This is a genomic window from Candidatus Pelagibacter communis (assembly GCF_001179845.1).
GTDB classification, from domain to species: Bacteria; Pseudomonadota; Alphaproteobacteria; order Pelagibacterales; family Pelagibacteraceae; genus Pelagibacter; species Pelagibacter ubique_Q.
Genome location: NZ_CVSB01000063.1, coordinates 14,592 through 39,683, shown reverse-complemented (window position 1 = coordinate 39,683; position 25,092 = coordinate 14,592). Strand labels below are relative to the sequence as shown.

Here is a 25,092-nt window from a genome sequence, read left to right as displayed (position 1 = left end):
AATATGAAAAAATTTATAAATAATGTTGATGATTTTTTAAAAGAAAGTCTTAATGGATTTGGTAAAGCGCATAGTGATATAATTAAAGTAAATTTTGAACCAAACTTCATTTCTAGAAAGACAAAAACCAAAGAAGGAAAAGTATCTTTAATTTCAGGTGGAGGAAGTGGACACGAACCGATGCACGGTGGTTTTGTTGGTCATGGAATGCTAGATGCAGCATGTCCAGGTTTTGTTTTTTCAGCACCTACTCCAGACCAAATGCAAGCAGCTGCTGAACATGTGGATAGCGGTGCTGGTGTTTTGTTCATAGTTAAAAATTATTCTGGGGATATTATGAATTTTCAAATGGGTGCAGAAATGTACTCAGGTAAAAATGACAGTATCATTACTAATGACGATGTGGCTGTTGAAGACTCTACGTTCACAACTGGTAGAAGAGGTGTAGCTGCAACAGTTTTGGTCGAAAAGATTGTTGGATCACTTGCTGAGAATGGAGGTTCTTTAGAAGAATGTAAAAAACTTGGTGAAAAAGTAAACAAAAACTCTGGAACTATGGGTGTTGCTTTTACTAGTTGCACAGTTCCTGCTGCAGGAAAACCAACTTTTAATATTGGAAATGATGAAATGGAATTTGGAGTAGGTATACACGGTGAACCTGGAAGAAAGAGAGAAAAAATTCAACCATCAAAAACAATAGTTAATAATATGTTGGAAGCTATACTTGATGATTTAAAACCACAAAAAAATGAAAAGACCCTTCTATTTGTAAATGGTATGGGTGGAACTCCTCTTACTGAATTATATTTAGTATACGATGATGCTTGTGAAATGTTAAAATCTAAAGGTATTGAAATCACAAGAAGTTTAGTTGGTAATTATTGTACATCACTTGAAATGCAAGGAGCATCTATAACACTCCTAAAATGTGATGATGAAATTTTAAAAAATTGGGATGCACCTGTACATACTGCAGCTATGCGTTGGGGTATGTAAAAAGTAATTTACATTTTTAATTAATTTTCGTATTAAAAAGTCCTTATTAAAACTGAACTATGAGTAGTAAAAAAAAAATTTTAATTATTCAGCCTATTCACACTGCTGGTATAAAATTATTAGAAGATAATTCTGATTATGAATTTGAAATAGTAGAAAATACAGATAACGAATTTTTAAAATCCAAGATAAAGGATTGTGATGGTATTTCTATCAGGACTGCAAAACTTACTGGTGAAGTTATAGAAGGTTCAACTAAATTAAAAATTATTTCAAGACATGGTGTTGGTTATGACAATATAGACTTAGAGAGCACTAAAAAAAATAATATCACTCTTGCGATAACAGCAACTGCAAATGCAGTAGCAGTAGCTGAGCATGTAATGTTTATGCTGCTAAATATTTCCAAAAAAGGAAATATGTACGATGAAACTGTTAAAAGTGGTAAATTCAATGACCGAAATAAATTGCCCAAAACTGTTGAATTGTGGAATAAAAATATATTGATTGCTGGATTTGGTCGTATTGGGCAGGCTTTAATAAAAAGATGTCTGGGATTTGAAATGAAAGTTTTTGTCTATGATCCATTTGTATCTAAAGAGATAATTGAAAAACACGGCGGTATAAAAGTAGATAGTTTAGAAGATGCCTCAAAAAGCATGGATGCTATATCCCTTCATGTGCCACTTAATGAAAAAACTAAGAATATTATCAATTATGATTTATTAAAAGATATGAAAAAAAATTGTATTATAATCAATGCTGCAAGAGGTGGGGTTATAAATGAAATTGATCTAGATAAAGCTTTAAATGAAAATTTAATTCTTGGAGCTGGTTTAGATGTTTTTGAAATTGAGCCACCTGATCCAAATAATCCTTTGCTTAAAAATAATAAAGTATTTTTAAGCCCACACACTGCTGCATTCACTGAGGAATGCATGACAAGAATGGGAAAAGAAACTATTCAAAATATTATTGATTTTTTTGATAAAAAGTTGGAAAAATCAAAGACTGTAAAATTATAAATGAAAATTAATTTCAAGAATTTTGGTTTTTTAGAGTTTTTAGTATCTGCATCAGCAATTTTTGTAGTTGGAATGTTAATTTGGACAGCAAGCACAAGGCCAGCAGTTGAAGCTAAAGCTAATTTAGTAAAAGAAAATCACAACAAGGTTGTTGATCTAATTAATGATGAAATAAATAAATGCGGAAATAATGATGAGGGTAAATTCACTGTTTGGGGTGACCCATGTAATGGTGAATGGATAGCTGATAAAGTTGTAGAATATATTAACGAAAATTTAAAGATAGAAAATCCATTTTCTGATGACTCAAAAGTAAAAACTGATCCTGATCCAAGAATAAAAGCCGAAGGTAAAGCTGGTCAAGCCGTCGAAATGGGAGTGATCTTTGTAATGTCTTCGAATTTTTTACCTGATCCGGGTTCAGAGTGGATTGTTGGTACTTGTTTTAAATCACCTTGTGTTGCAGCAGGAAACAACGAACTTACTTCTATTTATAGATAATCAATTTTTAAAAATCTCTATATTGCAGCTATTTAAGGTTTCAGTTAAATATTTATAACCAATCTTTGCATATTCAAACGGATTTGCTTTTGCTGGATCTTGCTCAGCTTCAACCACCAACCAACCTGAATAGTTTTTTTCTTTTAATACATCAAATAGTGGTTTGTAATCAATACAGCCATCTCCAGGCACTGTAAAAGCACCCTCTAAAAATGCTCCTCTAAAACTTAAATCTTCTTTCAAAGATTTTTCTAAAACATATTTTCTAATATCTTTGCAGTGCATATGAATAAGTCTTTCACTAAAATCTTTTAAAATTTTTAGAGAATTGCCCTGAGCAAATAACATATGGCCAGTATCTAAAGTAAGTTTAACACTATCATCAGTATTTTCTAACAATCTTATGGTATCTTCCTCAGTTTCTATAACAGTTCCCATGTGATGATGGTAAGCAAGAGGCATTCCTTCATCCTCTAAATATTTACCCATTTCAGAAATTTTTGAATAGTATTCTTTAGCTTCGTCAAGATCCATTTTTGGTCTTGTAGAAAGTTTTCTGTCTGGATCTCCTTGAATTGAGCCTGAAACTTCAGCAAAAACCATACAAGGTGAATTGCAATCTTTAAATAATTTTAGCTGATCTTGAATTAAATTTTTTTCCTCAGTAATGCTATTTTTTCTTAAGTTTGCTCCATACCAACCTGAACAAAGATTTAAATTAAACTCTTTTAATTTAGGTATTAACTCCTCAGATGTTTTAGGAAATTTTCCTCCAGACTCAATTCCTATAAAACCTGCCTGATTTGCTTCTGACAAGCATTGTTCCAAAGAAGTATCACCTCCTAGTTCTGGCATGTCATCATTACTCCATGCAATCGGTGCTATTCCTAATTTTACTGACATAAATAAGTCTTATATATATAAGTTTTAAAAATGAAATCTAAAAAATTAAAACTAGGTATCATTGGAGGTGGACCTAATTCTTGGATTGGTCACGTGCACAGAATTTCATCAAGGTTTGATGACAAATATGAAATTGTAGCAGGAGTTTTTTCAAGAAATTCAAAACAATCAACTTCGTTTGGAAAAAGCATCGGTGTTAGTGAGGATAGATGTTATTCAAATTATTTAACTATGGCTAACAAAGAAAGTCTTCGAAAAGATAAAATTGATGTTGTGTCAATAATGACGCCACCAGGAAGTCATCAAATTATTGCTGAAAAATTTATTGATAAAAACATTCATATTATTTCTGATAAACCTTTTGCTGCTGATCTGAAACAAGCCAAAAGTTTATTTAATAAAATAAAAAAAAATAAAAAAATTAAATATGCTCTAACACATAATTATTCAGCTTACCCGATGGTTCGAGAAGCCAAAGTATTAATTGAAAAAGGAAAAATTGGAAAAGTAGAAGATGTTAATTTTGAGTATGTTCAAGACTGGAGTGAAGGAAAAACTATAAATAAAAAAAACTCTAGAAAGATGTTTCGTTGGAAACTTGATAACAAAATTGTAGGTGTCTCAACAGTTCTAAACGAGCTTGGGTCTCATGCTTGTCATCTTGCCAGTTATATGTCTGGATTAAAAACAAAAAAAGTTTTTGCTGATATTACTCAAGTATCAAAAACAGTTAAAATGGATAACAACGCTAAAGTATTAATTGAATTTGATAATGGTGCAAAAGGAATGTTTTGGACAAGTTGTACTGCAAGAGGTGGGGTTTATGGTTTAAGAATAAGAATTTTTGGATCTAAAGGAAGTTTAGAGTGGATACAAAATGATCCAACTTATTTAAAATTTAATCCATCAAAAGGAGCTGTTAGAATATTAGAAAGAGGATTTCATGATGCAAGTTTTTCCAAAAAATTTTCTAGAATTAAATTTGGTCATCCAGAGGGTTACTTGGATGCTTTTTCTAATATCTATAGAGAATTCGCTGAATCGTTAAAATCAAAAAAAAGAACTTTTTATCCTAATGAAGATGATGGATATGAAACTGCTAAATTTATTAATGCATGTAAAAAATCTAGCGAATCAAAAAAATGGGTTAAGCTATGATTAACGTTGCTTTAATTGGTCTTGGAAGAATTGGTCAAATGCATGCTGAAAATTTACTTTCTCATAAAAGTTTTAACTTAAAATATACTTTTGATATAAATACAAAACTTAATCAAAAAATATCGAAAAAATTTAACTCAACATCTATTAACAATCCTAAAATTGCTTTCAAAGATAAAAATATAGATCTAATATTTATTGCATCAAGCACACCAACACATATCAAATTAATTGAGGAAGCCGCTAAGTATAAAAAAGTAATTTTTTGTGAAAAACCTTTAGATTTAAATATTGATAAAGTTAATAAATGCCTAAGAAAAATTAAAAAACTGAATCCAAAAATTCAGTTGGGATTTAACAGAAGATATGATCCAGGTCATAGTTCTTTAAAAAAAGAACTTCAAAAAGGAAAAATAGGACAGCTAGAAAAAATTATAATTACTAGTAGAGATCCTGCCCCTCCTCCTTTAGATTATTTAAAAGTTTCTGGAGGTATATTTAAAGACATGATGATACATGACTTTGATTTAGTTAGATTTTATTTGGAAAAAGATGAAGTAGACTCCATTTTTTCAACAGGAAGTAATGTTTCTGACAAAAAATTTAATAAAATAAAAGATTATGAGCTTGCCTCATGTATTTTAAGATCTAAAAAAGGTGTACAATGTATTATCACCAATTCGAGACATTGTAGTTTTGGCTATGATCAAAGAGTGGAGTTGTTTGGATCTAAAGGCATGTTAATATCTGGAAATAAAAAAGAAAACGAGACGGAAATATTTAACAGAAATAACACTTCTCAAAAAAAAACCTCTTCTTAATTTTTTTATTGATAGATATGTTGATGCTTACAGGCATCAGCTTGATGAACTTGCAAGATACACATTAAAGAAAAATAAACCTATATCTAGTTTTGAGGATGGAAGAAGAGCTCTTATCTTAGCAAATGCTGCATCAAATTCTTTGAAACAAAGAAAACAAATTAAAATAAAATTTTAGATACAACTAATAATAGAAAATTTAAAACAATTATAAACTATATATAAAAGTTATACATTTTAAAGTTGTCGTCTTTACAACTTGGTTTTTTTTATGTTAACGTTCGCGCATTAAAAGTTAACTTTTATTTAAACGAGAGGGAAAAATAATGAAAACATTATACAAATCATTATTAGCTTTTGTTGCTTGGGTTATGCTTTCAGTGTCTGCTTTAGCAGTAGACGTGATCGTTGTATCTCACGGACAAGCTAACGACCCGTTTTGGTCTGTTGCTAAGAATGGTGTAGATAAAGGATGTGCAGATATGGGAATATCTTGCAAGTACACTGCACCTGCTACTTTCGACATGGTTGAAATGGCTAAATTAATTGACAACGCAGTTTCACAAAAACCAAAAGGTATTGTGATTACTCTTCCAGATGCTGCTGCTTTAGGAAAATCTGTTAAAGCTGCTATCGCTGCTGGTATTCCAGTAATTTCAATGAACTCTGGTTCAGATGACTTTGCTTCACTAGGTATCAGTGCTCACGTTGGACAAACTGAGTTTGAAGCTGGTGTAGGTGGCGGACAAAAAATGAAAGCTGCTGGTGGTAAAAAAGCACTATGTGTTAACCACGAAGTTGGAAACGTTGCATTAGATAGAAGATGTGCTGGATTCAAAAAAGGTTTTGGTGGATCAGTTGATATCTTAGGAACTTCTAATGACCCAACAGAAATTCAAAAAGCTGTTGCTGCTAAATTAGGTGGTGGATATGACACTATCCTAACTTTAGGTGCTGGTCTTGCAGGTGAAGCTGCTCTTAAAGCTTTAGAAGCTGCAGGAAAAGTTGGTTCTGTTAAACTTGGTACATTCGATATGTCACCAGGAATGTTAAAAGCTGCTGCTGCAGGTAAAGTAGAGTTTTTAATTGACCAACAACAATACCTACAAGGTTACTTACCAATAGCAATTTTTGGTCAGTACATGAGATATGGAACTATGCCAGCTGGAGTAGTTATGACTGGTCCTGGTTTCGTAACTCCTGATAATGCTGCTAAAGTAATTAAGTGGGCAGCTCAAGGTTACAGATAAAAAATACTTTAAAAGGCCTAGCTAACTTTTAGTTAGGCCTTTTTTCTAAACAAAATTCAAAACAAAATGTCTGACAAAGCAAAAAGTATCGCATCAAAAAAAACTTCAGGTCAAGACGAAAGACTTAAAGAAGTATCAAAACTAAGATTGCTTTTAAATAGACCCGAATTAGGTGCTGTTGGTGGTGCAATTTTAGTATTCATATTTTTTGGAATAGTTGCAGGTGACACTGGAATGTTCAGTGCATATGGAACTCTTAACTTTTTAGATGTTTCTGCAAATTTAGGAATAATTGCAATTGCAGCAGCAATGCTAATGATTGGTGGTGAATTTGATTTATCAATTGGATCAATGATTGGTTTTGCAGGAATATGTATAGCAATACCTGCAATTTATTGGGGTTGGCCTTTATGGATAAGTATTATTTTTGCTTTTGCTATGGCAGTACTGGTTGGTTATTTCAATGGTATCCTTGTTGTTAGAACAGGACTTCCATCTTTTATAGTAACTCTTGCAATGTTGTTTATTTTAAGAGGAGCAACATTAGCAATTACAAGATTAATTACAGGAAGAACTCAAGTTCCAGGCTTAAGAGTTTTAATAGAGAATGATCCAATCGCCTGGATGTTTGCAACTGATACTTTCAAATGGCTGTTTACTTGGCTGGGTTCAATGAATTTAATTGCATTAAGAACCGATGGAACTCCATTAGCTACCGGTATTCCTCCTTCAGTAATATGGTTTATTGCAGCTACACTTTTTGCAACATGGATATTAATGAAGACTAGATATGGTAACTGGATTTTTGCATCAGGAGGAGACAAGAATGGTGCAACAAATGTTGGTGTGCCCGTTGGAAGAGTTAAAATAAGTTTATTTATTGGGACAGCAGTTGCAGCAACTATTTTTGCAACTATTCAAGTTTTAGATGCTGGTTCTGCAGATACTATGAGAGGAAATTTAAAAGAATTAGAAGCAATTGCAGCAGCAGTTGTTGGTGGTTGTTTATTAACTGGAGGATATGGTTCTGCAATTGGTGCAGCTTTTGGTGCATTAATATTTGGAACTGTTTCGATGGGAATATTTTATACAGATGTTGATACTGATTGGTTTAAAGTGTTTTTAGGAGCGATGATGTTGATTGCTGTAGTATTTAATAATTACATTAGAAAACGAGTAACAGAGACAAAATAATGTCAGAAAATTTAATTGAATTTAACAACATTAGTAAATTTTTTGGAAAAGTGATTGCTCTTAAAGATGTCACTATGAAATTAAAAAAAGGTGAGATCATGTGTTTGCTTGGCGACAATGGTGCAGGAAAATCTACATTAATTAAAACTTTAGCAGGTGTTCATAAACCCGATGAAGGTGAAATAGTAATTGAAGGTAAAAAAACTGTTTTTGACTCACCTAAAGATGCCTTGGATATGGGAATTGGAACTGTTTACCAGGACTTAGCTTTAGTTCCTTTAATGAGTGTCACAAGAAACTTTTTTATGGGAAGAGAACCATTAAAGGGACTACCTTTTTTAAAAACTTTCGATATTGAAAAGGCAAATCAAATTGCTGCTGAAAGAATGGGTCAAATTGGAATTGACGTAAGAGATCCTTCTCAAGCAGTTGGAACAATGTCTGGTGGTGAAAGACAATGTTTAGCAATTTCAAGAGCTATATATTTTGGTGCAAAAGTTTTAGTTTTAGATGAACCAACTTCTGCTCTTGGTGTTCATCAAGCATCAATGGTTTTAAAATACATTGTAAAAGCGGCTTCACAAGGTTTAGCTGTAATTTTAATTACGCACAATGTTCACCATGCATATCCTGTAGGAAATAGTTTTACTGTTCTTAATAGAGGTAAAAGCTTAGGAACTTTTAATAAAAAAGATATTAGCCGAGAAGAGCTATTAGGAATGATGGCTGGTGGAGAGGAGCTAGATAAACTTGAGGTTGAATTAAAAGAAATGGATAGACTAAGTAAAAATTAGTTAATCATTTTCAAACCTTATTAATCCTAAATCATTTTTAACAAATGCGAATTTTGTTATAATTAAAATATAAAAAAGGAGGAATAATGAAGTTTGTTGTACTAGGTAAATACTCAACTCAAGGTCTTGCTGGTTTCGTTAAGAATCCTTCAGATAATAGACAAGAGGCTGCAAAAAAAATAACTGAAGCTGCTGGTGGAAAACTTATAGAAATGATGACTCTAAGAGGAGCATATGATTTCATAGCTATTATTGAAGGATCAGATTTTGAAACAATGGCAGGTATGAAGATGTTAATGCAATCAACTGGCACAATTGAAGATATGAATATCATGGAAGCTGTTGATTTTAACAAAGCTGCAGAAAAAGCTGCAAAAGCTGCATCTTCTTATCGACCAGTTGGAAAATAAAACTTTAATGAAAGGTTCTAAGACTAGAAGTTAGTAATTTTTTTTATTAAGATAAATAATAATAAAAAAATATGCTTATAGATAGTTTCGGTAGAACATTTCCATATATAAGACTTTCAATTACAGATGTTTGTAATTTTAAGTGTGGGTATTGTTTACCTAATGGTTATCAAATTGATAAAAGTGACAATAGAAAATTTCTTCATCTTGATGAAATAAGACGTCTCGCAAAAGTTTTTTCAAAATTAGGTGTAAATAAAATAAGACTTACTGGCGGTGAACCAACAGTAAGAAATGATTTTTTTGAAATAATTAAAATCTTAAAACATGAAGCTGGAATAAAAAAAGTTGTAATTACTACAAACGGTTATCATTTAGACAAAAAAGCAAAGATGTTAGTAGATAGTGGGATAAATGGTATTAATATTAGCATTGATAGTCTGGATAGAAATACATTCAAAAATGTTACAGGTCATGATCGATTACCAGAGATTTTAAAAGGAATTAATATCCTACAAGATTTAAATTTTAAAAACATTAAGATTAATGCAGTTCTTTTAAATGGAATAAATGCATCAGACAAAGATTTTGAGACTTGGGGAGAATTTATTAAAAAAAACAAAGTAGATTTTAGATATATAGAATTAATGCAAACTGGAGATAACCTTGATTATTTTAAAAAATACCATGTATCCTCAAAAATCTTCAAAGAATATTTAAATAAAAACAATTGGATTTACCAAACCCTAGGTAAGGATGCAGGACCGTCATTAAATTATATCAATCCAGAATATAAAGGGAAATTTGGAATTATAGCACCCTATTCTAAAGATTTTTGTAGAAGTTGTAATAGATTAAGAATTACATCAAGAGGAGATCTTAGATTATGCCTATTTGGCAATACTGGAATAAGTATAAGACATTTATTGCAAAAAAATGATCAAATAGATGAATTGCAAGATCTCATTTTGGGACAAATGAAATTTAAAAAAGAATCACATTATTTAGAGCTTGGTGAAACTGGTTTAACTAAAAATTTATCTACCACAGGCGGCTAATGTCAAAATTAAAAATTATAAATCAAGAAGAGCTTAAAGATTGGGCTAAAGAAATATTTCAAAAAAATTCTTTTAATATGGTTGATGTTTCTTCAAAAAAAGAAACTTTTAGAAGAGCTCTAGCATCAGGTAAAATTTATGTTGGAAAAGAAGTTTTTGATTTAATTAAAAATAAGAAGATGCCTAAAGGAGACCCTATTACCTTAGCTGAGGTATCGGCTGTGTTGGGTGTAAAAAAAACAAGTGAACTTATTCCTTTATGTCACCCACTTCCAATTGACCATACGGCTACTAAAATAATTATGAATGAATTAGATAGTTCTTTAGAGGTTTTTTGTGTCGTTTCTGCAGTAGCAAAAACAGGTGTTGAGATGGAAGCTATAATGGGTGTTAACTCTGCCTTAATCACAATTTATGATTTAAGCAAAATAGTAAATCCACATCTTAAAATTGATAACGTAAAATTATTAATTAAAGAAGGTGGAAAAAGTGGATTATGGAAAAACCCTGATGGGCTCCCAGATTTTTTAAAAAACATTATTTAATGAAAATATCAGTTGAACTATTTGGTGCGGCTAGAGAATTTAGTACTAAATCCCATTTAGACTTTGAATTAATTGAAAATTCCTCAATAAAAGATCTTAGAAACCAAATGATAGAGTTTATTGATATGAAATTTAAAGGAAATGAAACTTTTAAAAAAATTATTAAATCATCAGCTTTTTGTTCGTCTGATGATAAAATTGTCTCAGACAATTATAAAATAGTTAAAAAACAAAACTTTAGCATTATACCTCCTATAGGAGGCGGTTAATGCTACATACCAAAATTATTGATACTTCAAAAAATGAGAAGATTGAGATTTCAAAAGCAGAAAATTTTTTAAATCAATCTAAATTTGGCGCTGTAATATATTTTGTTGGAACTGTAAGAGATTTAAATGAAAATAAATCAGTTACTGGTATTACCTATGATGCCAAAGAAAGTATGGTTATAAGAAGTTTTGAAGAAATTTATGAGGAAGCAGATAACAAGTTAAATATTAAAGAAAAAGCAGTATTTATTGAACATGTTAAAGGTTATGTAAGTTTAAAAGAAAAAAGCATTATTATTGGTGTAGCTTGCAAACATAGAGATCAAGCTTTTGTGTTATCTAGATATATAATTGAGGAAATTAAAAAAAGATCTCCGATTTGGAAAAAAGAACATTATCAAAATGAGGATAGTGAGTGGTTGAAAGGAGTATCTCTAAACAATTAAAATGATAAAATTTAAAAATTCAGAAATTACATCAGAAAATATTTATAAAAAAAGAAGATCTTTCATTAAATCTATAGGTCTTGGAGCAAGCTCACTAGCTATGTCTACTATACCATTTGTAAATAAATCTTTAGCAAACGAGAGAGATAAATTAACAAGTTATAAAGATATTACGACTTATAATAATTATTATGAGTTTGGAACATCAAAGAGTGATCCTCATAGAAATTCTCAAATATTTAAAACAACCCCTTGGGAAATAGCTATTGAAGGAGAGGTTGAAAAACCAATTAAATTATCAATGGAGGAAATCTCGGAAATGTTTGTTTCTGAGGAAAGAATATATCGTTTAAGGTGTGTTGAAGGTTGGTCAATGGTAATTCCGTGGATGGGTTTTTCCTTAAGCGAATTGCTATTAAAAGTTATTCCAACTAATAAAGCAAAATTTGTTGAATTTGAAAGTGTATACGATCCTGAGCAGATGAAAGGTCAAAGATATCCTGTTTTGAACTGGCCGTATAAAGAAGGTTTAAGAATTGATGAAGCTATGCATCCTTTAACAACAGTTGTGACAGGTCTATATGGTAAAAAACTCCCAAATCAAAATGGAGCACCACTTAGAATATTTATTCCATGGAAGTATGGTTTTAAAAGTGCCAAAGCAATTGTTAAAATTAAATTTGTAGAAAAAATGCCTACCTCGTCCTGGATGTGGGCTTCTCCTAGAGAATATGGGTTTTACTCAAATGTTAATCCTAATGTTGCTCATCCAAGATGGTCTCAAGCAACTGAAAGAATAATTGGTGAAGGTGTTTGGGCGCCTAGAGTAAAGACCTTAATGTTTAATGGTTATGGAGATGAAGTCGCAAGTCTTTATAGCGGTATGGATTTAAAAAAAAATTATTAAATTAAATTGAGAAGCTATTCTAAAATTATAGTTTTTTTTCTCTCGCTTTGGCCAATCTATTTAATTACTTATCAAATAGTTTTTAATCAATTAGGACCAGAGCCTGTGGATAGAATTATTAATCACTTTGGTGAATGGACATTAATTTTTATTTTTTTAACTCTTTCAATGACTCCACTTAGGAAAATTACTAAATCGTTAGAATGGATCAAATTTAGAAGAATGCTTGGTTTGTTCGCGTTTTTTTATGCATCTGTTCATATGCTTAGTTACGTTGGTCTAGATTACAGATTTGATTTTGAACCATTGATAAATGATGTTTTAAAAAAGAAGTTTATTTTTATTGGTTTTTCAGCTTGGCTTTTATTAATCCCTCTTGCTGTAACATCATCTGAAAAAATGGTTAGACTGTTGAAGCAAAATTGGAAAAAAATTCATAGATTAATTTATATAATTGGGATTTTTGGCGTACTTCATTATATTTGGCTATCAAAAACAATATTTTTTAAACCACTTATATTTTTAATACTTTTAATAATTCTTTTACTTTTTAGGATTAAAATTACTAAATCAGCTTCTAAAATCTGAAACTTTATCAAAATCTTTAAAGGATTTAAGGCTGCTTGTATTAATAAAATTTGTTCTATTTTTAAGCCTTTTAACAATAAATTTTGCTCCAAACTCACCTTTAATATTTTTAAATTTTTTTATCAAAGAAATATCAAAACCAATGGGATTGCCTAATCTATTTTTATATTTTAATGCGTGAACTAAAAATTTTTTAGTTTTTATAGATCTGCAAATTTTATTAATGTCTGATTGTTTAACAAATGGCATATCAGACTGAGCTACAATAAAGCCTTTGTCATTTTTAGATATTTTTTTTAATCCCATTTTTATGGAAGAGGCCATTCCTTTTTTATAGTTTTTATTATACGTAAAAATAATTTTTTTATTTTTTTTAATTATTTTTCTTACTTCTTTATATTGATGACCAAGAACTATAATAATTTTATTTGCTTTACTTTTTTTTAATACATTTAGTGAATAATTAATTAGAGGTTTATTTTTATATAACTTAATAAGTTTATTTTCTGATTTCATTCTTTTGGATAAACCAGCGGCAAGTAATATAACTTTAATCACTTTTTATAAGTTTCAGAAACTAATTGAGCTATGATAGATAAAGCAATTTCTGGAGCAGATTTACCTCCAAGTTTAATACCAATTGGTCCATGAATTGAATTGATTTCATCATTAGTAAATCCAGCCTCACTTAATCTTTGACATCTGTTTTCGTGAGTTTTTTTACTACCAAGTGCTCCGATATAATAAAATTTATTCTTTAGAGCGAATTGTAAAGCAGGATCATCTATTTTTGGATCGTGTGTTAAAGCTATTAAGGCTGTATTTGAATTTGTTTCAATTTCTTCAAAAGCCTCTTTTGGCCACTTATTAATAACTTTAATATCAGGAAATCTTTGCTCAGATGCAAAATATCCTCTTGGGTCTATGATGCTAATTTCAAAATTTAAACTTTTTGCAAAATCAACTAAGTATTGTGCAATATGTACAGCACCAACAATAATTACTTTTATTGGTTTTATATAAGTTTCAACAAATATCTCTGAATTTTCTATAATCCCATTTTTTTTTGATTTAAAAAATTTTTCGATTTCGTTTGTGTATTTTGAAAACTCTCCTTCTGGAGAAGTTCCAGGTATATAAATCTCACTATTCCCGTTTTCTAAATTTGTAAGAATTGCAAACTCAGTTTTTGATGATTTTTTTTTTAAAATTTCTTCAAGTGTTTTAAGTTTCATTAGTGTATCTGCTCAATATATACTGCAATTTCTCCACCACATGCGAGTCCCACTTCCCATGCACTCTCGTTTGAAACTTTAAATTCTATTTTTTTACAAGGCTTGTTATCTTTAATTAATGACATGCATTCACTTACAACTGCAGACTCAACACATCCGCCAGAAACAGAACCTGAAAAATCTCCCTTTTCATTGACAATCATTCTACTACCAACTTGTCTCGGTGAAGATCCCCAGGTTTGAATTACTGTTGCTAAAACTACTTTTTGATTAGCTTTAATCCAATCTTTAGCTTCGTCTAAAATTTTCTCATCAAATGAATTTTTCATCTGATAAAATATAGTTTTTAACTAACAAGCATCAACGGCTTTTTTAGCCTGCGTGACAACTAAACTAGCTCTATACTCTGCAGAAGCATGGATATCTGAGTTCATATCAGAACTATCAAGATCCATTCCATCTATTGATGAAGAAGAAAAATTGCCTGAAAGTGCTTTTGCCATTTCTTTATCATTATAAACACATGATTTTGCACCTGTAACAGCAACGTTTACATCACTTTTATGTTTTGCGACATACACACCTACAACTGCATACCTGGATGCAGGATTAGGATGTTTTTGATAGCTTGATTTTTCTGGTATCTGAAATTCTACAGCTTCAATTAACTCACCTTTTTTTAATGCTGTCTCGAACATTCCTTTAAAAAACTTTGACGCTTCAATTTTTCTTTCGTTAGTATGTATTGTAGCATTTAAAGCTATACATGCAGATGGATAATCAGCTGATGGATCGTTATTTGCAATTGAACCGCCTATAGTTCCTCTATTTCTTACTTGTGGATCACCAATTCCTTCAGCCAAACTAGACAATGACGGAATTGCTTTTTTGACATCTTTAGAATTGGCAACTTCAACATGTTTAGTTGCAGCTCCTATTATAACTGATTTACCACTTACTTTTATTCCACTTAATTTTTTAATATTTTTTATATCAATTAAATCCTTATAAGTGGCTAACCCTAACTTCATTGAAGGAATAGTAGTCATCCCTCCTGCTAAAAAAGCAGAATTAGATGAAGCAAGTTTAGATGCTTCTTTACTATCTTTTGCTGAATGATAATTAAAATCTTTCATAAACCTCCTATGCTGCTTTTGAGTTAGATTTTTTTAGATTTTTACAAGCCTTCCACACTTTTTCCGCCGTAGCTGGCATAGTAACTTCCTGTCCACCTAAAGCATCAATTACAGCATTCATTACTGTTGGTGGTGCTGCTATAGCTCCAGCTTCTCCACAACCTTTAACTCCTAAAGGATTTGTGGTTGCATGTGTGCAAGTATATCCAATATTGAACTCAGGAAAATTATCTGCACGTGGCATCGTATAATCCATATAAGATCCTGTCATCAACTGACCAGTCTCATCATACTCTGCGTTTTCATACAATGCTTGACCTATACCTTGAGCAAGACCTCCATGAACTTGTCCCTCTACAACCATTGGATTAATTATTCTTCCAAAGTCATCACAAGCTGTATATTTTTCAAGCTTCACATGTCCTGTTTCAGGGTCTATCTCAACTTCTGCAATATGTGTTCCTGCTGGGAAAGAAAAGTTTGAAGGATCATAAAAAGAAGTTTCTTTTAAACCAGGCTCATCACCCTCTGGTAATGGAGATTTCATTTCATCTCTTACACCAGGTAAATAACAAGCAAAAGCTACTTCTCCTATTGTTTTCTTTTTATTTGATTTAGAAACAATAAATTCACCATCTTTAAACTCAACGTCTTCGGGATTTGCTTCTAACATTTTTGCTGTCACTCTTTTACCTTTTTCAACTATTTTTTTACAAGCATTGACAATAGCAATACCACCAACAGCTAAAGACCTAGAACCGTATGTTCCCATACCGAAAGTTCCTTTATCTGTATCACCATGAACGATATCTATGTTTTCTATTGGAACACCTAATTCATCCGCTGCTATTTGAGCAAAAGTTGTTTGGTGACTTTGTCCATGACTATGTGAACCTGTATAAACAGTCACTTGTCCAGTTGGATTAAATCTAACCTCAGCAGATTCCCATAATCCAACTCCACATCCTAAAGACATTACAGCAGCTGAAGGAGCAATACCACATGCTTCAAAATATGAAGTAACACCTATTCCTCTTAGTTTTCCTTTGGCTTCAGACTCTTTTCTTCTTGCCTCAAAACCTTTGTAGTCTGCCATCTGTTTTGCCTTTTCCATTCCAGCAACATAATCGCCAGAATCTACAGTATGAACTAATGTTTGTTTAAAAGGAAATGCTGTAGGGAAATTTTTAATTCTAAGTTCAGTTTTATCTATCCCTAATTCCATGGAAGCTTTTTCAACTAATCTTTCTATTGTATATGTAGCTTCTGGTCTTCCTGCACCTCTATAAGCATCTACTGGAGCTGTATTTGTATATACAGCTTTGACATTTGTATAAGCTGCCGGAATTTCATAAACCCCAGTTGCACAAGGTCCAAATAAATAAGTTGGTGTAACTGTACCAAATACTCGAGCATAAGCTCCAAGGTTTGCTATGGTCTCATTTTTAAAACCAAGAAACTTTCCATCTTTAGTAACCGCTAATTCTGCATGAGTTACATGATCTCTTCCATGTATGTCAGTTAAAAAAGATTCTGATCTTTCTGCAACCCACTTTATAGCTCTATTAATTTTTTTAGCTGCCCAGCTACAAACAATATCTTCGTTATAGACATTAATTTTTGAACCAAAACCACCACCAACATCTGGAGCTACAACTCTTAACTTGTGTTCAGGAGCTACATTTCCAAAAGCAGACATTATCAATCTTGATAAATGTGGATTTTGACTTGTTGTGTATAAAGTGATCTCTTCAGATGCTGCATTGTAATCAGCTACACATGCTCTTGGCTCCATTGCATTTGGAATTAATCTATTATTAATGATATCAATAGAAATTACTTTATCAGCCTTATCAAATGCTTCTTTAACTTTTTGTCTATCCCCTAATAACCAGTCAAAACAAAGATTTTTATCGATGCCTTCATGAATAGTATCTCCATTCATAGCATCTGCAGTACTTGTGACTGCTTTTAATATTTTGTAATCAACTTCAACTTTTTCTGCAGCATCTTTTGCTTCTGCTAAACTTTCAGCAATTACAACTGCAACAGGATCTCCAACAAAATTTACATTATCTTTAGCTAGCGGAGGATTTCCAGGACATTTCATTTCTGTACCGTCTTCACTTCTAATCGCCCAACCCGCAATCAAACCTCCAATTTTATCATCTGCTATTTCTTTGCCTGTAAGTATGCTTACTACTCCTGATGATTTTAAAGCTTTATCGATATTTATTTTTTTAATAGATGCTCTTGCATGTGGAGACCTAACAAAAATCGCGTAAGTTTGATTTGCTAAATTAATATCTGCTGTGTACCTGCCTTTACCAGTTAAAAATCTTTTATCCTCTTTTCTCTCAACTCTAGAACCTACTAAACTTGCCATTTTCTTTTTCCTCCTTAAAATTACATTTTTGTTGCTGCTTCTTTAACAGCTGAAACAATATTTTGATAACCAGTACATCTACAAATATTTCCCTCTAACCAATCTCTAATTTCTGTATCTGATGGTTTTTTATTTTTTTGCAAAAGATCAACTGCGCTCATAACCATTCCTGGAGTACAAAAACCACACTGTAAGCCATGAAGTTTTTTGAACGCTTCCTGCATTGGATGCATTTTTCCATTTGTTTCTAAACCCTCAATTGTTGTAACTTTTGATCCATTAACGTCAGCTGCTAAAGCCGTACAACTTTTTAAAGAATTTCCATCAACATGAACTACACATGCTCCGCATTGACTAGTGTCACATCCAATATGTGTACCTGTTAACTGTAAATGCTCTCTTAAAAATGTAGATAGTAAAGTGTTATCTGATGCTTCTTTTTCGACTTTTCTTCCATTAACTTCTAGTGAAATTTTACCCATAATCTCTCCTTTAATTAATATCTTTACCCTTTAAGATTTAATCATTTTGGGAATGTAAAGGCAACTATCAAATTTAAACTCTAGTAAGACTAGAATTTATTTTAAAAACATCCAATAAATTAAGAAAATTCCTAGAACTACTGCGGCTGTTAAATATCTATAATTAATTTTTGACACAGGTACTTTTTGGTCGACAGTCTCGGCTATCTCAATTGATTCATTTTTTTCAGAAGAAATTAATTCAGAAAATTTACCAAAAAAAATATCTGCCATCTTTTTTGCTGTCATATCAATAAGTCTTGAGCCTACCTGTGCAATTTTACCACCTACTTGTGCTTCAACGGAATAAATTAAATTTGTTCCTTTGTCTGTATCTTCAAGTTTAACTTCAGCTTCTCCTGAAGCAAAACCAACTAAAGAATTTCCAGATCCTGAAATCTTATAACTATTAGGAGGATTCAAATCTTTCAATTCAATGTCACCAGAAAATGTAGCATTAAAAGGTCCAATTTTATTTGTAGCTTTTGCAGAAAATTCAGTGTCAGATTTTTTATTAAACTCTTCACACCCAGGGATTGCTTGTTTTAGTATTTCTGGATCATTTAAAGCATCCCAAACTTTTTGTTTCTCCAAATTAATTTTATAAGATCCTGTTAATTTCATAAATTAAACATATAATAAATTATGGACGAAAATACAAAAAAAGAATTACAGTCTGCAGCATTCGAAAGGCTTATATCTCATCTTAGAGAAAGAAAAGATGTACAAAATATAGATCTGATGAATCTTGCAGGTTTTTGTAGAAACTGTCTTTCTAAGTGGTACAGAGAAGAGGCGGGAAAAAAAGGAATTGAAATTTCTGATCCTGATGCAAGAGAGCATGTTTATGGAATGCCTTACTCTGAATGGAAAGACAAATATCAAAAATAATTATTTTTCCTTAAGTCTAGGAAATAATTCAACAAAATTACAAGGTTTGTGATTAATATCTAGTTGATGCTTTAATATTCCATCCCATGCATCAGTAACACCTCCAGAAGATCCAGGTAATGCAAATACATATTTTCCATTGGATAAAACTGCACAAGCTCTAGATTGTATAGATGATGTTCCAACTGTTTTTAGACTTATTGTTCTAAAAACCTCCCCAAATCCAGGTATATGTTTATCTGCAATTTCATCAATCGCTTCAGGAGTTATATCTCTTCCAGTAAGACCTGTTCCTCCCGTAGTTATAATCACATCTATATCTTTTTGATTAGTCCATTCTTTTAAAATTTTTACAATATCTTCTTTATTGTCTTTACAAATTTTTCTATCAATTAATTGATGTTTAGCTTCTTTAATTTTTTCAACCAAGATTGCACCCGATTTATCATTATCAAATGTTCTTGTATCTGTTACAGTTAATAAAGCTATATTTACATCCATAATTTAAAAATGATTATATTATCAATTCTTTTCTTTGTAACTGCATTAATATACTCAAGTGTTGGTTTTGGGGGAGGCTCAACATATCTCGCATTACTTTTAATTTGGGGTGTGCCTTACACAATATTTCCAGTTATAGCCCTTGTATGTAATATTATTGTTGTATCTGGTAATTCTATTAATTTTATAAGATCTAAGAATATAAACTTTAATTTACTTTTTCCTTATTTAATTGGCTCCATACCTTTTGCCTTTATTGGAGGATCAATAAAAATTGAAAAAAGTTTATTTGAGATTTTATTATTTTGTGTTTTGTTGGTCGCAGGAATTTTTTTATTAATTGAAAGTAAATCTTTTAATAAAGAGCAAGTTAAAATTAATAAAATACCAAGATTAATCTCAATTTCCATTGGATCGATAATTGGCTTTATGTCAGGGTTAGTAGGAATTGGCGGAGGAATTTTTTTAAGCCCTCTTCTATTTTTAATGAAAGCTGGATACCCTAGACATATCACCAGTAGTGCATCTTTGTTTATTTTAATCAATTCTATCTTTGGGATAGCTGGACAGTTGACAAAAGATCAGGTTTTACATCAGGTTACTAACTATTGGCCATTGTTTTTAGCGGTGCTTATTGGAGGACAAATTGGTAGCTTATTAAACATTAAATTTTTATCGAATAAAATTTTAGCTCTACTAACTTCTTTTCTTGTAATTTTTGTCGCAATAAGAATGGGAATTAAACTTATTGCTTAATCTTGAATAAATATCCTTTTAATATATCTAAGCATTATGAAAAATATTAAGCCTTTTGGTCCATCAATTGGAAAGACAAAAATTTCAAAGAAATTTTTAAATATCTTGAATAAAGAGATTGATAATAAAGTTTTAACAAAAAATAATGATTATAGTTCTAAATTAGCCAGTCAAATTAAAAAAGAAATTAAAATTTCAAATAATTTTATAAAAAAGAATTTAGAGAGAGAAATAAAAAAAAATATCAAAGATTTTCTTAAAAATGAAAAAATTAAAAAAGTTAAAAATATAAAAATATTAAATTTATGGGTAGTTAGTCAATTTAAAGATGAATATAACCCTATCCATTATCATGATGGAGATTTATCTGGCGTTGGTTATTTAAAAGTACCAAAAGATATGACTAAAAATAAATTTTTAATAAACAAAAAAGATAAGACTAACGGCACAATTGATTTTATAAATGGACAAAGAGGTTTTTTGAGCAGAAGTATTTTTAATATTGTACCTAAAGAAAGGGACTTAATAATTTTTCCAAACTATTTGATGCATACTGCATATCCATTTAATATTAATGCTGAAAGGAGATCTTTTTCTTTTAATGCTAAAATTATTTTAGATAAATAGTTTACAAACATTCATTTATCAATTAAAAGATAGTTGCCGATTTGATCCTATTGCGGGCATAAACTGCTAAAATGGAAATCCCAAAATAATCAAATAAGCAAGGTAGTTGAACTATATTGTGCACCTAGCATAAAGCTAAAGCACTAAAAAAGTGAGGACAAAATGAATATTAATTTTTTTAAAGAAACAAGAATATTAGATGGTGGAATGGGACAAGAACTTTTAGCTCGTGGCATGAAACCAAATGGAACTTTGTGGAGTGCGAACGCAATATTAAACTCTGATTACCACAAGCTTTTAGAAGACACTCATAAGGATTTTGTAAAAGCAGGAGCTGAGGTAATCGTTACAACTACTTTCACAACTAGAAGAAAGAGGCTGAGAGACAATAATATCGAGGACAAATTTGAATACCTTAATAAAAAAGCTGGTGAAATTGCTGTAAATGTAAAAAAAGATTTCCCTAATATTAAGATTGCCGGGGGTTTGCCTCCTCAACATTTAACTTATGAAGAGGATAGAAGAAGTGAGGCTGAAATCACTAAAGACTTTAATGAACAGGCTAGATTATTAAATGAATATGTAGATTTTTATTACTTTGATGTTTGGAGCAGCATTAAAGAATTTAAATGTGGTATCGAAGCAATCAAAGAATTGAATAAGCCTTATTTAGTTGGGATCCATATTTCTGAGGGAACAAAGTTACCTAGTGGTGAAAAAATTTCAGAAATTAAAAATATACTTGATGATAATCTTTTAGGTGTAATGTTGTCGTGTGTTTCCCCAGAAAATTATGAATTAAATTTAGAGGAATTAAAAAAATTAAATGTTCCTTTTGGATTTAAATTAAATGGCTTTAAAACCACTAAGCCAAAAAATGGGTATACAGCTAATTATTTAAAAACAAAAGGAAATCCCAATGAGTTTTTAGGTCACCGTGAAGATTTTACACCAGAAAAAATTCAGGAAATTGCAAAGAAGTTTAAAGAACATGGGGCAACTATTATTGGTGGTTGTTGTGAAACTAGACCATCACATATAGAAGCAATGGCAAAAATTAAATAGTTTGTTTGTTTCCACCTCTTTTAACAAAGTAAATACCTATACAAACAGCAACTAAAGATACTAAAACTTTTAATGTTATTAATTCTTTTAAAAATATGTAACCTAAAATAGTTCCAAAAATTGGTATCAAATAAGAAACTTGAGATTGAAAAATTAGTCCGTTTGTAGTCAAAATTCTAAAACGTAACAACCAAGCAATACCTGTAGGAACAATTCCTAAATAAATAGCCGATATCAAAGAATCTGTTCTTGGCATAGTTTCAAATGGTTGTTCAATTAAAAATGTTAATGGTAACAAAATAATTATTGCCCAAATTAAAATAGATCCAGTTACATTTTCATTTTTTTTCTTACTTATTTTTAATGTTAATACTCCGCCTATAACATAACAGGTTGATCCAAGTAATATTAATAAAGCTGAAACAAAATTATTTTCATCTATTAAGAGATTGTCAGAAAATAAAAAAACTATTCCAGAAAACCCAATTAAAATTCCAATAGTTTTTACTAAATTAAATTTTTCATTTTTTGTATAAAAATGAGCTAGCACTGTGGAGCTTAAAGGAGTAGTTGACATCAATATAGCTGCCAAGTTACTTTGAACTGATTTAACTCCATAAGCAATTAAGAAAAATGGAGCTACTAAATTAATAAACCCTATCATTGCAAACCAATGCCAATCTTTAGAAAAAGCTTCAACTTTAATATTTTTAAAATAACACAATAGTAAAACTGGAATTGCTCCAAAAAATACCCTCAGGAAAGCAATTGTAACTGGACCAAAAGAATAAGTTGCTATTTTTATATTAAAAAACGCAGAAGCCCATATAAGAGACAATATTGTTAATAAAAAATAATCAATTAATTTTGGTTGTCTCATTCTGTTATCTCTTTTATCTCACCAGAAGTTAATGCAATCAAATTTTCAAAATTTATTTCGAAAATAGCATTAGGATGACCTGCGGCTGCAAAAATAGAAGAAAATCTATTTAAAGTTTCATCAATAAAAATTTTTATTTTTGTTAAATGTCCTGTTGGAGATACTCCACCAATTGTATATCCAGTAATTTTTTTAACATCCTCTGGGTTCGCCATTGAAACATCTTTTTCATCTAAAATTTTTTTTAATTTATTTAATGAACACCTCTTATCTCCAGAAACTAAACATAAAACATAACTATCCCCTGCTTTAAAAAGTAAGCTTTTGACAATGGCTCCTACTTTGCAACCTAAAGCTGTAGCTGCATCGTTAGCTGTTCTGGCAGTTTGCTCTAAAACAATCACTTTAAGATCTGGGTTAAATTGTTTTAGTGATTTTTCTGCTCTTAAAACCGGCTCTTTATTTAATATTGAATTCACAAGTTAAATATATTTATTATTTTAGTGACTAATTACACTACTTATGTGAAAATTGCATAGGTGTTATTTATTAAATAAGCAATATTTTTAGGTATTTTTTTGCTAATTAGGCCAAACAAAATTACATAGGAGACAAAATGAGTGCAGCAAACGTATTAAAATTTATCAAAGAAAAAGAAGCAGAATTTGTGGATCTAAGATTCACTGATCCAAGAGGAAAACTTCAACACTTAACAATGGATGCTTCAATAGTTGATGAAGATATGTTGAATGAAGGTGTCTTTTTTGATGGTTCGTCAATTGCAGGTTGGAAAGCAATTAATGAGTCTGACATGATTTTAAAACCTGATACTGCAAGAATGTTCATGGATCCTTTTACGTCTCATAATACTGTGGTTTTGTTTTGTGACATTCTAGATGCAATTAAAAAAGATCCTTATGAAAGAGATCCAAGAGGTGTTGCTAAAAAAGCTGAAGAATATTTAAAAGCTTCAGGTATAGGTGATAAAGCTTTTTTTGGACCTGAGCCAGAATTTTTTGTTTTTGATGATGTAAGAATCAAAAATGATATGAATGAGTGTGGATTTAAATTAGATAGTAAAGAAGGTCCTTACAATTCAGGTAAAGAATATGAAAATGGAAATATGGGTCATAGACCTCAAATTAAAGGAGGATATTTCCCAGTACCACCAGTTGATAGTGAACAAGACATGCGTGGTGAGTATCTTAAAAATTTGAAAGAAGTTGGTATTAAAGTTGAAAAACATCACCATGAAGTTGCTCCTAGTCAGCACGAGCTTGGAATGTATTTTGGAACTTTAGTAAACCAAGCTGATAACGTGCAATTATATAAATATGTTGTTCAAATGGTTACACATTCATTTGGAAAAACTGCAACTTTTATGCCAAAACCAGTTGCTGGTGATAATGGTTCAGGTATGCACATTCACCAATCTATTTGGAAAGGTGATACTCCGGTATTTTCAGGAGACGCTTATGCTGGTTTGAGTGAAACTGCTTTGCATTATATTGGTGGAATTCTTAAACATGCTAAAGCAATTAATGCCTTTGCTAACTCTACAACAAACAGCTACAAAAGATTAATACCTGGTTTTGAAGCACCAGTTCTTCTTGCATATTCAGCAAGAAACAGATCTGCATCTTGTAGAATACCGATTACATTAAGCAAAAAAGGTGCTAGATGTGAAATTAGATTTCCAGATGCTGCAGGAAACCCATATTTAACTTTCGCAGCTATGTTAATGGCTGGAATTGATGGAATTAAAAATAAAATTCATCCAGGTGAATCTTTTGATAAAGATTTATATGAATTACCACCTGAAGAAGTTAAAGCCATTCCAACAGTTTGTGGTTCTTTAAGAGAAGCAATGGAAAGTTTAGATAAAGACAGAGAGTTTTTAACTCAGGGAGGTGTCTTTACTGACGATCAGATTGATGCTTATATTGCTCTGAAGTTTGAAGAAATACACAAATTTGAACATGCACCTCATCCTGTAGAGTTTGAGATGTATTACAGTAGCTAATAAACTTTATTACTGTCTAGTGGTTGCAATTGTATCTTTGTTAACACCTTTTTTAACTACGTAATCTTGTGTGCCGTTCGCACCAGTTTCAACTTCTTTACGTAGTTCTTTAAAGAATGTTTTCTCCTTTAAAGAGTCTTTTAAGTTTTTAACAAGATTTTTAAACTCAAATTTGTTCATAAAGAATCTATATACTAGATATGCAT

General features: G+C 31.0%; 32 protein-coding genes and 1 riboswitch. Of the genes, 20 read left to right on the top strand and 12 right to left on the bottom strand.

Features of this window, described 5'->3' with window-relative positions; all coding sequences use genetic code 11:
* Positions 1 to 3 precede the first annotated feature (3 nt).
* The 3 genes from dhaK to AMN81_RS06260 are packed head-to-tail and all read left to right on the top strand — an operon-like array spanning position 4 to position 2,522.
* Positions 4 to 996 (top strand): dihydroxyacetone kinase subunit DhaK, encoded by a 993-nt coding sequence (gene dhaK, locus AMN81_RS06270; protein ID WP_072091265.1) that lies wholly within the window; start codon positions 4 to 6, stop codon positions 994 to 996.
* Between the two features lie 59 nt (positions 997 to 1,055).
* Positions 1,056 to 2,021 carry a hydroxyacid dehydrogenase gene (locus tag AMN81_RS06265; RefSeq protein WP_072091263.1) on the top strand — a complete coding sequence of 322 codons (966 nt, stop codon included), beginning with the start codon at positions 1,056 to 1,058 and terminating at the stop codon, positions 2,019 to 2,021.
* A complete protein-coding gene (locus tag AMN81_RS06260) occupies positions 2,022 to 2,522 on the top strand; it encodes a hypothetical protein (protein ID WP_072091261.1) in 501 nt (166 codons plus the stop codon).
* On the opposite strand, the gene iolE is transcribed toward AMN81_RS06260, so the two are convergent.
* On the bottom strand, positions 2,523 to 3,425 hold the full coding sequence (iolE, locus tag AMN81_RS06255; RefSeq protein WP_072091260.1) for a myo-inosose-2 dehydratase: 903 nt from the start codon (positions 3,423 to 3,425) through the stop codon (positions 2,523 to 2,525).
* A gap of 30 nt (positions 3,426 to 3,455) precedes the next feature.
* Here iolE and AMN81_RS06250 point away from each other — a divergent pair, with 30 nt between their 5' ends.
* The 12 genes from AMN81_RS06250 to AMN81_RS06195 all read left to right on the top strand — a co-directional run bounded on the left by AMN81_RS06250 (position 3,456) and on the right by AMN81_RS06195 (position 12,865).
* On the top strand, positions 3,456 to 4,583 hold the full coding sequence (locus tag AMN81_RS06250) for a Gfo/Idh/MocA family protein (protein ID WP_072091258.1): 1,128 nt from the start codon (positions 3,456 to 3,458) through the stop codon (positions 4,581 to 4,583).
* Positions 4,580 to 5,404 carry a Gfo/Idh/MocA family protein gene (locus AMN81_RS06245; protein ID WP_080986930.1) on the top strand — a complete coding sequence of 275 codons (825 nt, stop codon included), beginning with the start codon at positions 4,580 to 4,582 and terminating at the stop codon, positions 5,402 to 5,404. The genes AMN81_RS06250 and AMN81_RS06245 overlap by 4 nt, the downstream gene beginning before the upstream one ends.
* A 326-nt stretch (positions 5,405 to 5,730) precedes the next feature.
* The gene (locus tag AMN81_RS06240; RefSeq protein WP_023854055.1) at positions 5,731 to 6,654 is read left to right on the top strand and encodes a sugar ABC transporter substrate-binding protein; all 924 of its coding nucleotides are present in this window, start codon (positions 5,731 to 5,733) and stop codon (positions 6,652 to 6,654) included.
* A 66-nt stretch (positions 6,655 to 6,720) separates the two neighbouring features.
* Complete coding sequence (locus AMN81_RS06235; RefSeq protein ID WP_023854056.1) at positions 6,721 to 7,848, top strand: ABC transporter permease; 1,128 nt, start codon at positions 6,721 to 6,723, stop codon at positions 7,846 to 7,848.
* Entirely contained in the window at positions 7,848 to 8,642 is a 795-nt protein-coding gene (locus tag AMN81_RS06230; RefSeq protein ID WP_072091256.1) for an ATP-binding cassette domain-containing protein, read from the top strand. Before AMN81_RS06235 ends, AMN81_RS06230 begins: the two co-directional genes overlap by 1 nt.
* A gap of 86 nt (positions 8,643 to 8,728) precedes the next feature.
* Positions 8,729 to 9,052, top strand: coding sequence for a GYD domain-containing protein (locus tag AMN81_RS06225; protein ID WP_080986929.1), 324 nt, complete (start codon positions 8,729 to 8,731; stop codon positions 9,050 to 9,052).
* A gap of 71 nt (positions 9,053 to 9,123) precedes the next feature.
* Positions 9,124 to 10,110, top strand: coding sequence for a GTP 3',8-cyclase MoaA (gene moaA, locus AMN81_RS06220; RefSeq protein ID WP_072091252.1), 987 nt, complete (start codon positions 9,124 to 9,126; stop codon positions 10,108 to 10,110).
* Positions 10,110 to 10,655, top strand: coding sequence for a cyclic pyranopterin monophosphate synthase MoaC (gene moaC / locus AMN81_RS06215; protein ID WP_072091251.1), 546 nt, complete (start codon positions 10,110 to 10,112; stop codon positions 10,653 to 10,655). The genes moaA and moaC overlap by 1 nt, the downstream gene beginning before the upstream one ends.
* A complete protein-coding gene (locus AMN81_RS06210) occupies positions 10,655 to 10,924 on the top strand; it encodes a MoaD/ThiS family protein (protein ID WP_072091250.1) in 270 nt (89 codons plus the stop codon). The genes moaC and AMN81_RS06210 overlap by 1 nt, the downstream gene beginning before the upstream one ends.
* The gene (locus tag AMN81_RS06205; protein WP_072091248.1) at positions 10,924 to 11,370 is read left to right on the top strand and encodes a molybdopterin synthase catalytic subunit; all 447 of its coding nucleotides are present in this window, start codon (positions 10,924 to 10,926) and stop codon (positions 11,368 to 11,370) included. Before AMN81_RS06210 ends, AMN81_RS06205 begins: the two co-directional genes overlap by 1 nt.
* A gap of 1 nt (position 11,371) precedes the next feature.
* Entirely contained in the window at positions 11,372 to 12,277 is a 906-nt protein-coding gene (msrP, locus tag AMN81_RS06200) for a protein-methionine-sulfoxide reductase catalytic subunit MsrP (protein WP_072091247.1), read from the top strand.
* A 105-nt stretch (positions 12,278 to 12,382) separates the two neighbouring features.
* A complete protein-coding gene (locus AMN81_RS06195) occupies positions 12,383 to 12,865 on the top strand; it encodes a protein-methionine-sulfoxide reductase heme-binding subunit MsrQ (RefSeq protein WP_256998243.1) in 483 nt (160 codons plus the stop codon).
* Here AMN81_RS06195 and AMN81_RS06190 read toward each other — a convergent pair.
* The 7 genes from AMN81_RS06190 to AMN81_RS06160 form a co-directional block, all read right to left on the bottom strand.
* The gene (locus tag AMN81_RS06190) at positions 12,848 to 13,423 is read right to left on the bottom strand and encodes a nucleotidyltransferase family protein (protein WP_072091244.1); all 576 of its coding nucleotides are present in this window, start codon (positions 13,421 to 13,423) and stop codon (positions 12,848 to 12,850) included. The two genes, AMN81_RS06195 and AMN81_RS06190, sit on opposite strands and share 18 nt — an antisense overlap.
* The gene (locus AMN81_RS06185) at positions 13,420 to 14,100 is read right to left on the bottom strand and encodes an XdhC family protein (RefSeq protein WP_072091242.1); all 681 of its coding nucleotides are present in this window, start codon (positions 14,098 to 14,100) and stop codon (positions 13,420 to 13,422) included. Before AMN81_RS06185 ends, AMN81_RS06190 begins: the two co-directional genes overlap by 4 nt.
* Entirely contained in the window at positions 14,100 to 14,429 is a 330-nt protein-coding gene (locus tag AMN81_RS06180; protein ID WP_072091240.1) for an XdhC family protein, read from the bottom strand. The genes AMN81_RS06185 and AMN81_RS06180 overlap by 1 nt, the downstream gene beginning before the upstream one ends.
* 21 nt (positions 14,430 to 14,450) lie before the next feature.
* The gene (locus AMN81_RS06175) at positions 14,451 to 15,236 is read right to left on the bottom strand and encodes an FAD binding domain-containing protein (protein ID WP_072091239.1); all 786 of its coding nucleotides are present in this window, start codon (positions 15,234 to 15,236) and stop codon (positions 14,451 to 14,453) included.
* 7 nt (positions 15,237 to 15,243) lie between these two features.
* Positions 15,244 to 17,622, bottom strand: a complete 2,379-nt coding sequence (locus AMN81_RS06170) for a xanthine dehydrogenase family protein molybdopterin-binding subunit (protein ID WP_072091237.1) — start codon at positions 17,620 to 17,622, stop codon at positions 15,244 to 15,246.
* 20 nt (positions 17,623 to 17,642) lie between these two features.
* Entirely contained in the window at positions 17,643 to 18,104 is a 462-nt protein-coding gene (locus AMN81_RS06165; RefSeq protein WP_072091236.1) for a (2Fe-2S)-binding protein, read from the bottom strand.
* A 96-nt stretch (positions 18,105 to 18,200) separates the two neighbouring features.
* Positions 18,201 to 18,767, bottom strand: coding sequence for a CoxG family protein (locus AMN81_RS06160; RefSeq protein WP_072091235.1), 567 nt, complete (start codon positions 18,765 to 18,767; stop codon positions 18,201 to 18,203).
* A 21-nt stretch (positions 18,768 to 18,788) separates the two neighbouring features.
* Between AMN81_RS06160 and AMN81_RS06155 the strand changes: the two genes are divergently transcribed.
* Positions 18,789 to 19,034, top strand: a complete 246-nt coding sequence (locus tag AMN81_RS06155) for a DUF1244 domain-containing protein (protein WP_072091233.1) — start codon at positions 18,789 to 18,791, stop codon at positions 19,032 to 19,034.
* Here the strand turns inward: AMN81_RS06155 and AMN81_RS06150 are convergent, their stop codons facing one another.
* A complete protein-coding gene (locus AMN81_RS06150) occupies positions 19,035 to 19,535 on the bottom strand; it encodes a molybdenum cofactor synthesis domain-containing protein (protein ID WP_072091230.1) in 501 nt (166 codons plus the stop codon).
* 9 nt (positions 19,536 to 19,544) lie between these two features.
* Here AMN81_RS06150 and AMN81_RS06145 point away from each other — a divergent pair, with 9 nt between their 5' ends.
* The 3 genes from AMN81_RS06145 to AMN81_RS06135 all read left to right on the top strand — a co-directional run bounded on the left by AMN81_RS06145 (position 19,545) and on the right by AMN81_RS06135 (position 21,983).
* A complete protein-coding gene (locus AMN81_RS06145; protein WP_072091228.1) occupies positions 19,545 to 20,291 on the top strand; it encodes a sulfite exporter TauE/SafE family protein in 747 nt (248 codons plus the stop codon).
* A gap of 36 nt (positions 20,292 to 20,327) precedes the next feature.
* Complete coding sequence (locus tag AMN81_RS06140) at positions 20,328 to 20,918, top strand: putative 2OG-Fe(II) oxygenase (RefSeq protein WP_072091227.1); 591 nt, start codon at positions 20,328 to 20,330, stop codon at positions 20,916 to 20,918.
* A 91-nt stretch (positions 20,919 to 21,009) separates the two neighbouring features.
* Positions 21,010 to 21,073, top strand: a riboswitch (SAM riboswitch).
* Between the two features lie 7 nt (positions 21,074 to 21,080).
* Positions 21,081 to 21,983, top strand: coding sequence for a homocysteine S-methyltransferase family protein (locus tag AMN81_RS06135; protein ID WP_072091225.1), 903 nt, complete (start codon positions 21,081 to 21,083; stop codon positions 21,981 to 21,983).
* On the opposite strand, the gene AMN81_RS06130 is transcribed toward AMN81_RS06135, so the two are convergent.
* Both AMN81_RS06130 and AMN81_RS06125 read right to left on the bottom strand, forming a co-directional pair.
* Complete coding sequence (locus AMN81_RS06130) at positions 21,976 to 22,863, bottom strand: DMT family transporter (protein ID WP_072091224.1); 888 nt, start codon at positions 22,861 to 22,863, stop codon at positions 21,976 to 21,978. The two genes, AMN81_RS06135 and AMN81_RS06130, sit on opposite strands and share 8 nt — an antisense overlap.
* Positions 22,860 to 23,342, bottom strand: a complete 483-nt coding sequence (locus AMN81_RS06125; protein WP_072091222.1) for a YbaK/EbsC family protein — start codon at positions 23,340 to 23,342, stop codon at positions 22,860 to 22,862. Before AMN81_RS06125 ends, AMN81_RS06130 begins: the two co-directional genes overlap by 4 nt.
* A 137-nt stretch (positions 23,343 to 23,479) precedes the next feature.
* Between AMN81_RS06125 and glnA the strand changes: the two genes are divergently transcribed.
* Positions 23,480 to 24,886: a type I glutamate--ammonia ligase gene (gene glnA, locus AMN81_RS06120; protein ID WP_072091220.1), complete on the top strand. Its 1,407-nt coding sequence runs from the start codon at positions 23,480 to 23,482 to the stop codon at positions 24,884 to 24,886.
* A 9-nt stretch (positions 24,887 to 24,895) separates the two neighbouring features.
* On the opposite strand, the gene AMN81_RS06405 is transcribed toward glnA, so the two are convergent.
* Positions 24,896 to 25,066: a hypothetical protein gene (locus AMN81_RS06405; protein ID WP_023855029.1), complete on the bottom strand. Its 171-nt coding sequence runs from the start codon at positions 25,064 to 25,066 to the stop codon at positions 24,896 to 24,898.
* Positions 25,067 to 25,092 lie beyond the last annotated feature (26 nt).

What these genes read in the sequence shown, in the direction of transcription:
- dhaK (WP_072091265.1), top strand. Translation starts at nt 4, where the DNA reads ATGAAAAAATTTATAAATAATGTTGATGATTTTTTAAAAGAAAGTCTT.
- AMN81_RS06265 (WP_072091263.1), top strand. Translation starts at nt 1,056, where the DNA reads ATGAGTAGTAAAAAAAAAATTTTAATTATTCAGCCTATTCACACTGCT.
- AMN81_RS06260 (WP_072091261.1), top strand. Translation starts at nt 2,022, where the DNA reads ATGAAAATTAATTTCAAGAATTTTGGTTTTTTAGAGTTTTTAGTATCT.
- iolE (WP_072091260.1), bottom strand. Translation starts at nt 3,425, where the DNA reads ATGTCAGTAAAATTAGGAATAGCACCGATTGCATGGAGTAATGATGAC.
- AMN81_RS06250 (WP_072091258.1), top strand. Translation starts at nt 3,456, where the DNA reads ATGAAATCTAAAAAATTAAAACTAGGTATCATTGGAGGTGGACCTAAT.
- AMN81_RS06245 (WP_080986930.1), top strand. Translation starts at nt 4,580, where the DNA reads ATGATTAACGTTGCTTTAATTGGTCTTGGAAGAATTGGTCAAATGCAT.
- AMN81_RS06240 (WP_023854055.1), top strand. Translation starts at nt 5,731, where the DNA reads ATGAAAACATTATACAAATCATTATTAGCTTTTGTTGCTTGGGTTATG.
- AMN81_RS06235 (WP_023854056.1), top strand. Translation starts at nt 6,721, where the DNA reads ATGTCTGACAAAGCAAAAAGTATCGCATCAAAAAAAACTTCAGGTCAA.
- AMN81_RS06230 (WP_072091256.1), top strand. Translation starts at nt 7,848, where the DNA reads ATGTCAGAAAATTTAATTGAATTTAACAACATTAGTAAATTTTTTGGA.
- AMN81_RS06225 (WP_080986929.1), top strand. Translation starts at nt 8,729, where the DNA reads ATGAAGTTTGTTGTACTAGGTAAATACTCAACTCAAGGTCTTGCTGGT.
- moaA (WP_072091252.1), top strand. Translation starts at nt 9,124, where the DNA reads ATGCTTATAGATAGTTTCGGTAGAACATTTCCATATATAAGACTTTCA.
- moaC (WP_072091251.1), top strand. Translation starts at nt 10,110, where the DNA reads ATGTCAAAATTAAAAATTATAAATCAAGAAGAGCTTAAAGATTGGGCT.
- AMN81_RS06210 (WP_072091250.1), top strand. Translation starts at nt 10,655, where the DNA reads ATGAAAATATCAGTTGAACTATTTGGTGCGGCTAGAGAATTTAGTACT.
- AMN81_RS06205 (WP_072091248.1), top strand. Translation starts at nt 10,924, where the DNA reads ATGCTACATACCAAAATTATTGATACTTCAAAAAATGAGAAGATTGAG.
- msrP (WP_072091247.1), top strand. Translation starts at nt 11,372, where the DNA reads ATGATAAAATTTAAAAATTCAGAAATTACATCAGAAAATATTTATAAA.
- AMN81_RS06185 (WP_072091242.1), bottom strand. Translation starts at nt 14,100, where the DNA reads ATGAAACTTAAAACACTTGAAGAAATTTTAAAAAAAAAATCATCAAAA.
- AMN81_RS06180 (WP_072091240.1), bottom strand. Translation starts at nt 14,429, where the DNA reads ATGAAAAATTCATTTGATGAGAAAATTTTAGACGAAGCTAAAGATTGG.
- AMN81_RS06175 (WP_072091239.1), bottom strand. Translation starts at nt 15,236, where the DNA reads ATGAAAGATTTTAATTATCATTCAGCAAAAGATAGTAAAGAAGCATCT.
- AMN81_RS06170 (WP_072091237.1), bottom strand. Translation starts at nt 17,622, where the DNA reads ATGGCAAGTTTAGTAGGTTCTAGAGTTGAGAGAAAAGAGGATAAAAGA.
- AMN81_RS06165 (WP_072091236.1), bottom strand. Translation starts at nt 18,104, where the DNA reads ATGGGTAAAATTTCACTAGAAGTTAATGGAAGAAAAGTCGAAAAAGAA.
- AMN81_RS06160 (WP_072091235.1), bottom strand. Translation starts at nt 18,767, where the DNA reads ATGAAATTAACAGGATCTTATAAAATTAATTTGGAGAAACAAAAAGTT.
- AMN81_RS06155 (WP_072091233.1), top strand. Translation starts at nt 18,789, where the DNA reads ATGGACGAAAATACAAAAAAAGAATTACAGTCTGCAGCATTCGAAAGG.
- AMN81_RS06150 (WP_072091230.1), bottom strand. Translation starts at nt 19,535, where the DNA reads ATGGATGTAAATATAGCTTTATTAACTGTAACAGATACAAGAACATTT.
- AMN81_RS06145 (WP_072091228.1), top strand. Translation starts at nt 19,545, where the DNA reads ATGATTATATTATCAATTCTTTTCTTTGTAACTGCATTAATATACTCA.
- AMN81_RS06140 (WP_072091227.1), top strand. Translation starts at nt 20,328, where the DNA reads ATGAAAAATATTAAGCCTTTTGGTCCATCAATTGGAAAGACAAAAATT.
- AMN81_RS06135 (WP_072091225.1), top strand. Translation starts at nt 21,081, where the DNA reads ATGAATATTAATTTTTTTAAAGAAACAAGAATATTAGATGGTGGAATG.
- AMN81_RS06130 (WP_072091224.1), bottom strand. Translation starts at nt 22,863, where the DNA reads ATGAGACAACCAAAATTAATTGATTATTTTTTATTAACAATATTGTCT.
- glnA (WP_072091220.1), top strand. Translation starts at nt 23,480, where the DNA reads ATGAGTGCAGCAAACGTATTAAAATTTATCAAAGAAAAAGAAGCAGAA.
- AMN81_RS06405 (WP_023855029.1), bottom strand. Translation starts at nt 25,066, where the DNA reads ATGAACAAATTTGAGTTTAAAAATCTTGTTAAAAACTTAAAAGACTCT.